This is a genomic window from Streptomyces sp. NPDC012825 (assembly GCF_042900925.1).
Lineage (GTDB): Bacteria > Actinomycetota > Actinomycetes > Streptomycetales > Streptomycetaceae > Streptomyces.
In genome coordinates this window covers 690,125-696,124 of record NZ_JBIBBZ010000002.1, presented here as the reverse complement: position 1 = coordinate 696,124, position 6,000 = coordinate 690,125, and the positions used below count along the sequence as shown (strand labels likewise).

5 protein-coding genes and 1 rRNA gene are annotated in these 6,000 nt (G+C 73.2%); 1 reads left to right on the top strand and 5 read right to left on the bottom strand.

Annotated features, from left to right (window positions below; translation table 11 throughout):
- The first annotated feature begins 136 nt into the window (after positions 1 to 136).
- A 5S ribosomal RNA gene (gene rrf / locus ACFY7E_RS08585) occupies positions 137 to 253 on the top strand.
- Between the two features lie 94 nt (positions 254 to 347).
- Here the strand turns inward: rrf and ACFY7E_RS08580 are convergent.
- From ACFY7E_RS08580 to ACFY7E_RS08560, 5 genes are read right to left on the bottom strand one after another with little or no spacing between them, the layout of a single operon-like run.
- The gene (locus tag ACFY7E_RS08580; protein ID WP_389482180.1) at positions 348 to 1,658 is read right to left on the bottom strand and encodes a DUF58 domain-containing protein; all 1,311 of its coding nucleotides are present in this window, start codon (positions 1,656 to 1,658) and stop codon (positions 348 to 350) included.
- Between the two features lie 12 nt (positions 1,659 to 1,670).
- Complete coding sequence (locus tag ACFY7E_RS08575; protein WP_389482177.1) at positions 1,671 to 2,654, bottom strand: AAA family ATPase; 984 nt, start codon at positions 2,652 to 2,654, stop codon at positions 1,671 to 1,673.
- Positions 2,651 to 3,892, bottom strand: coding sequence for a DUF4350 domain-containing protein (locus ACFY7E_RS08570; protein ID WP_389482175.1), 1,242 nt, complete (start codon positions 3,890 to 3,892; stop codon positions 2,651 to 2,653). Before ACFY7E_RS08570 ends, ACFY7E_RS08575 begins: the two co-directional genes overlap by 4 nt.
- Positions 3,889 to 4,581 carry a DUF4129 domain-containing protein gene (locus ACFY7E_RS08565; RefSeq protein ID WP_389482173.1) on the bottom strand — a complete coding sequence of 231 codons (693 nt, stop codon included), beginning with the start codon at positions 4,579 to 4,581 and terminating at the stop codon, positions 3,889 to 3,891. The genes ACFY7E_RS08570 and ACFY7E_RS08565 overlap by 4 nt, the downstream gene beginning before the upstream one ends.
- 4 nt (positions 4,582 to 4,585) lie before the next feature.
- The gene (locus ACFY7E_RS08560; protein ID WP_389482171.1) at positions 4,586 to 5,794 is read right to left on the bottom strand and encodes a hypothetical protein; all 1,209 of its coding nucleotides are present in this window, start codon (positions 5,792 to 5,794) and stop codon (positions 4,586 to 4,588) included.
- Positions 5,795 to 6,000: the final 206 nt, after the last annotated feature.

Sequence of the window (6,000 nt, the reverse complement as noted above, 5' to 3'; positions counted from 1 at the left end):
AAGCCCTGTAAGGGGTGGAGCTGACCGGTACTAATAGGCCGAGGGCTTGTCCTCAGTTGCTCGCGTCCACTGTGTTAGTTCTGAAGCAACGAACACGCCCCCTGCGGGGTGCGGCGGTTCGTGAACTTCATAGAGTTTCGGTGGTCATAGCGTTAGGGAAACGCCCGGTTACATTCCGAACCCGGAAGCTAAGCCTTTCAGCGCCGATGGTACTGCAGGGGGGACCCTGTGGGAGAGTAGGACACCGCCGAACAATCATTGTGGGAAAGCCCCGCACCATCTGGTGCGGGGCTTTTCTGCGTTCACCGGTCTTTATCACCCGGCCCCGTCACGCCAACGCGACCACATCAGAGGCGGCCGGCCGCCTTCAAGGCGAGGTACGCGTCCGCCAGTGCCGGGGCCAGGGCCTCGGGAACGGCGTCGACGACCGTGACGCCGTGGCGCCGGAGCTGGTCTGCGGTGCGGTCGCGCTGGGTCTGCGTCCGGGTGGCCGCAGCGGCCTCGTACACGCCCTCGATCGTGCCGCGCTTCCCGGCCATGTGGGCGATGTGCGGGTCGGACACGGAGGCCACCAGGATCGTGTGGCGCTGGGTGAGCTGTGGGAGGACGGGGAGGAGGCCCTCCTCGATGGGGGCGGCGTCGAGGCCCGTCAGGAGGACGATCAAGGACCGGCGGGGAGCACGGGAGAGTGCGGTCGCGACCAGGCCGTGGGTGTCGGTCTCCACCAACTCCGGTTCGAGGAGAGCGAGGGCGTCGACGGCGGCGGGCAGGACGTCGCCCGCGGAACGGCCCTGGACCTGGGCGCGGAGGTGGCGGTCGTAGGCCAGGAGGTCCACGCGGTCGCCGGCTCGGGAGGCGAGCGCGGTCAGGAGGAGAGCCGCGTCCATGGAGGCGTCCAGGCGCGGCACGTCACCGACACGACCGGCCGAGGTGCGGCCGGTGTCCAGGACGATCAGGACGTGGCGGTCGCGCTCGGGGCGCCAGGTGCGGACGGCGACCGCGGTCTGCCGGGCCGTGGCACGCCAGTCGATCGAGCGGGTGTCGTCACCGGGCACGTACTCGCGGAGGCTGTCGAACTCGGTGCCCTCGCCGCGGGTCAGCACGCTGGTGCGGCCGTCGAGCTCGCGGAGCCGGGCCAGACGGGACGGCAGGTGCTTGCGGCTCGTGAACGGGGGCAGGACCCGGACGGTCCAAGGGACCTCGTGGTCGCCCTGGCGGGCCGCGAGGCCGAGGGGGCCGTACGAGCGGACCGTGATCCGTTCGGCGCGGCGGTCGCCACGGCGGGTCGGGCGGAGGGACGTGGTGATGCGGCGGCGCTCACCGGCGGGGACGGTGAGGCGCTGACGCGAGGAGGCCTGTTCGGTGCCGGGGAGCCAGCTGCTGGGCGGCCAGGCGTCCCTGAGCTGGGCGCGGAGGCGGCGGCGGGACGGGTTGGTGACCGTGAGCCGGACTTCCGCCGCGTCACCGAGTCGAACGGATGTGTCACCGCTTCGGGTGAATTGGAGCGTTCGTACTGGCGCGGCCAGGGCGTAGTCGCACAGTATTGCGAGTGAGAGGGGCGCGTTCACCGCGAGCATCCCCGTCCAGCTGGGGGCGAGGATGCCGACGGGGAGCGATCCGAGGGCCGCGAGCAGCGCGGTTCGTCCGGTGAGGGCCATGGGGCGCCGTTCTCAGCGGGGGACGGGGACGTGGGCGAGGACCGAGTGGATGACGGAGTCGGAGGTGACTCCCTCCATCTCGGCCTCGGGCCGCAGGTGGATGCGATGACGCAGGGTGGGAAGAGCGAGGGCCTTCACATCGTCCGGGATGACGTAGTCCCGGCCGGTGAGCCAGGCCCAGGCTCGGGCGGTGGAGAGCAGGGCGGTGGCGCCTCGGGGAGAGACCCCGAGGGTGAGCGAGGGGGATTCACGCGTGGCACGGCAGATATCGACGACATAGCCGGCGATCTCGGCGGAGACCGAGACCTTGGCGACGGCGGCCCGGGCGGCTTCGAGTTCGGCGGGGCCCGCGACGGGGCGGACGCCGGCGGCCTTCAGGTCGCGGGGGTCGAAACCCTCGGCGTGACGGGTGAGGACCTGGATCTCGTCCGCGCGTGAGGGCAGAGGAACCGTCAGCTTCAGCAGGAACCGGTCCAGTTGGGCTTCGGGGAGGAGGTAGGTGCCCTCGTACTCGACGGGGTTCTGGGTCGCCGCGACCAGGAACGGCTCGGGGAGGGGGCGCGGTGTGCCGTCGACCGTGACCTGACGTTCCTCCATGGCCTCCAGGAGGGACGACTGGGTCTTCGGGGGCGTGCGGTTGATCTCGTCGGCGAGCAGCAGGTTGGTGAAGACCGGGCCCGGCTGGAAGGAGAACTCGGCGGTGCGGGTGTCGTAGACCAGGGAGCCGGTGATGTCGCTCGGCATCAGGTCGGGGGTGAACTGGACGCGTTTGGTGTCGAGTTCGAGCGCGGCGGCGAGCGAGCGGACCAGCAGGGTCTTGGCGACACCAGGGACGCCTTCGAGGAGGACGTGTCCCCGGCAGAGCAGGGCGACGACGAGACCGGTGACGGCGGGGTCCTGGCCGACCACGGCTTTCGCGATCTCGGTGCGCAGGGCTTCCAGGGAGGCGCGGGCGCCGTCCGAGTTCGTCGCGGTCTCGGGGGTCGGGGCGCTCATGAGGTGCGTACCTCTCTTTCGAGGGCGTCGAGTTGGTCCGCCAGGCGGATGAGGGTGGAGTCGTCGGCGGGGGCCGGGCCGAAGAGGAGGCCCTTGGGGTCCGCGGTGGTTCCGGGGAGACGGGAGGAGAGCGCCGTGAGGAGGAGTTCGGGGGAGTGGGCGTCGCGGGTGGGGACGCCGAGGAGCGGGGCGAGCCGGGTGCGGGTCGCGGCGCGCAGGACGGAGGCGGCGCGGTCGCGGGCGTTCGCCTTGCGGTAGAGACGGGCACGGCCCTCGGCGGCCTCGGAGGCGCGGAGCGCGACGGGGAGCCGCTCGGTCACCAGGGGGCCGAGGCGGCGGCCGCGCCAGACGGCGGCGAGCAGGGCCGCGAGCGCGAGCTGGAGCGCGCCCCACAGCCAGCCGGAGGGGACGAGCGCGAGGAAGTTGCCGGTGGTGTCGTCTTCGGGCGCGTCGACGGAGGCGTCGTACAGGGAGGGGAGGTACCAGACGAGATGGGGCCGGGAGCCGAGGAGCTGCAGGGCGAGGGAGGCGTTGCCCTGCTGGTCGAGACGGGCGTTGTGGAGGATGTCGGGCGAACCGAGGAGGACGGTGTCGGTGGTGCCGGTGCCGGGGAGGCGGACCAGGGTCGGCAGGCCGTCGGAGGGGTAGCAGGAGTCGGCGGTGGTGCCGAGGGCGACCTCGTAGCGTTCGCCGCCCAGGTCGACGCTGCCGGCGCGGGTGGCGGCGGGCAGGGCGCAGGCGGGGGAGAGGTTCGTGACGGCGGTGCCGGGGGCGCTGGTGACCCCCGGGGCGAGTGCGCCGAGGGAGGGGGAGCCCGCGCCGAGGAGGACCGTGCGGCCGGCGGAGTTCCGCAGGGTGGAGCTGAGCGTGGAGCGCTGGGAGTCCGTCAACAGGTCCGGGGCGGCGACCAGGAGGGTGGTCTCGGGGTTCGTGGCCGCCGTGGCCTTGTCGAGGGTGGTGGCGAGGGTGAGCGTGACGCCCCGCTCCTCGAGGAGTTCGGCGACGGCCCGGCTGCCGTGGGGGTCGGTGGAGCGGGGGTCGAGGGCGCCGTGGGAGTCGGTGGAGCGGACCGTGGCGAGGACGAGGCCGCCGATCAGGACCACGGCGACGACGAGGGCCGCACCGCGGACACGGGTCCAGACCTGGCGGGCGGAAGGGGCGGTCGACGTGGTGGCGGTCGGAGTGGTCGCGGACGGCGTGGTGGCGGGTGCCGGGGTGCCGGTGGTCTCGCCGTTCATGCGGACGTTCCCGTGGAAGCGGTGTCGAGCGTGGGGCGGGTCCGTTCCAGGGCGGTGTCCAACTCCTCGACGCGGCGGTACGCGGACTCGTCGGCGGTGCGGCCGCCGTACGTGACGTCGTCGAAGGTGCGGGCCGCGAGGCGCAGGCCGTCCGCGCGGGTGGGGAGGGAGCGGCCCGCCTCGGCGGCCGCCTCGTCCGCAGTGCGGCCGGGGCGGGGATCGAGCAGGGCGCGTTCCTCCAGGGAGCGGACGACGGCCCGCATCCGTTCCTGGACGGCCTCGTTCCAGCGGCCGGCGGAGGCGTGGCGGACGGCGGCCGCCCGGTGGTCGCGGGCGGAGCGGGGGCCGTCCGCGAAGAGGGAGTCGCCCGTGGTGGCGGGCGTCCGGCGGGGGGTGCCCAGGCGCCACCAGAGGGCGGCGACGAGCGCGACCACGGCCAGGACGATGACGACGAGGCCGAGCACCCCGCCCGGGGTGGCCTGGGACGCGGAGCCGAAGAGGTCGTCGAGCCACTCCCAGAAGCGGTTCAGGCCGCGCTGGAGGAGGTTCGGGTCGTTCTCGTGGTACCTCGGGTCGGACAGCTCCCGCTCCGCCGCCTCGCGGGCGGGGACACGGGAGATGTCCACCGGTACGTCGCCGTCGGCGCGCAGGCGCGCCGGTGCAGTGGCCGCGCCCCCCGTGACCGTCACGCCATCAGCCCCCGACGGTCTCGGCGTCGGGAGCGGGGTCGGGGCGGCCCGCGGCCCGGATCAGTTCGAGGTCCAGGGCTTCCCGGCGGATGCGCTGGTCCACGTAGAGGAGGACCGTCACACCGGCGGAGATCGGGTAGGTGACCGCGCTGGTGATCACGCCGCCGATGCCCGTGGCGATCAGGAACGGCCAGCCGATGGAGTCGGCGGAGCCGGAGAGCAGTCCGGAGAGGGCCTCGCCGTCGACGACGAAGCCGATGACGGTGAACGGGATCGCGATGATCATCACGAACACGAAGATCAGCAGCTGTGTGAGCAGGGTGATGCCGAAGATCCGCCACCACGAGCCCTGCACCAGCTTCGCCGAGCGCTTCAGGGACTGGACCACGCCCCCGCGCTCCAGCATCAGGGCGGGGGAGGCGAGACTGAAGCGGACCATCAGCCAGACGTTCAGGACCAGGGCGCCGAAACCACCGAGGACGGCCAGGACGATGCCCGGGACGTCACCGACCAGGAGGCCGGGGAGCAGGCCGACGAACATGATGCCGGCGCTCATCACCGCGAGCAGCAGGGTCAGACCGAGCAGCTGGAGCAGACGGGGGCGGACCTCCTGCCAGGCGGTCCCCAGCGGGATCGGGCGGCCGAGGACCGCGCGGCTGACCACGACGGCCAGCAGGGCGGCGCTGATCATCGACGCCATCAGGGTCACGAGCATGTCCGGCCCCAGGCCGATCAGGGAGGTGCGAGCCGCTTCGAGGGACTGCCTCAGCTCCTCGGCGGGCGTGGCGTCCGGGCTGAGCGCCGGGGTCCTGGGGACGAGATAACGCTGGACCAGGGTGTGGGCGGTCTGGGCGACCACCGCGACCGCGGCCGTGATGATCAGCACCGTGCGCCAGTAGGCACGGAGGGTCTTCACCGCGCTGTCGAGGATCTCGCCCACGCCCAGCGGGCGCAGGGGGATCACACCGGGCTGCGCGGCCGGCGGCCTGCCCCACTGCGCGCCGGGGGGCGGGGCCCCCCAGTTCCGGCCGTGGCCGGGGGGCGGCATCCGGTCGGTGGGCGGGGACCACCGGCCGGCGGGCGGCTGGTCCTGGGACCACTGGGAGGTGGAGCCGTTCACGTCGGCCGGGCCGGCGGGGCGGGGGACGCCGGAGCCGTCCTGGTCGCCGGAAGGGGCGGATCCGGGCGAGGTCCAGCCCGGAGTGTCGTTCACGGTCGTCCACCTCGTGGGAATGGTCGCGGTGCCGGATCGGCGAACCGGCTCGGTCACGGCGGCCGACACCTGAACACGGCGGCGGGCCGGGTGCCATCGTGCCACGCGGGGCCCGCCCGTGGGCGGGAGCGGCCTCGTCGTTCGTAGCTTCGTCCGGACCTTCATTGTCCGGACGGCAGACGGCACACTGTGCGGATGCCCGATCC

Excerpts from the sequence above, each read along its gene's own strand:
- ACFY7E_RS08580 (WP_389482180.1), bottom strand. The coding sequence starts at position 1,658 with ATGGCCCTCACCGGACGAACCGCGCTGCTCGCGGCCCTCGGATCGCTC.
- ACFY7E_RS08575 (WP_389482177.1), bottom strand. The coding sequence starts at position 2,654 with ATGAGCGCCCCGACCCCCGAGACCGCGACGAACTCGGACGGCGCCCGC.
- ACFY7E_RS08570 (WP_389482175.1), bottom strand. The coding sequence starts at position 3,892 with ATGAACGGCGAGACCACCGGCACCCCGGCACCCGCCACCACGCCGTCC.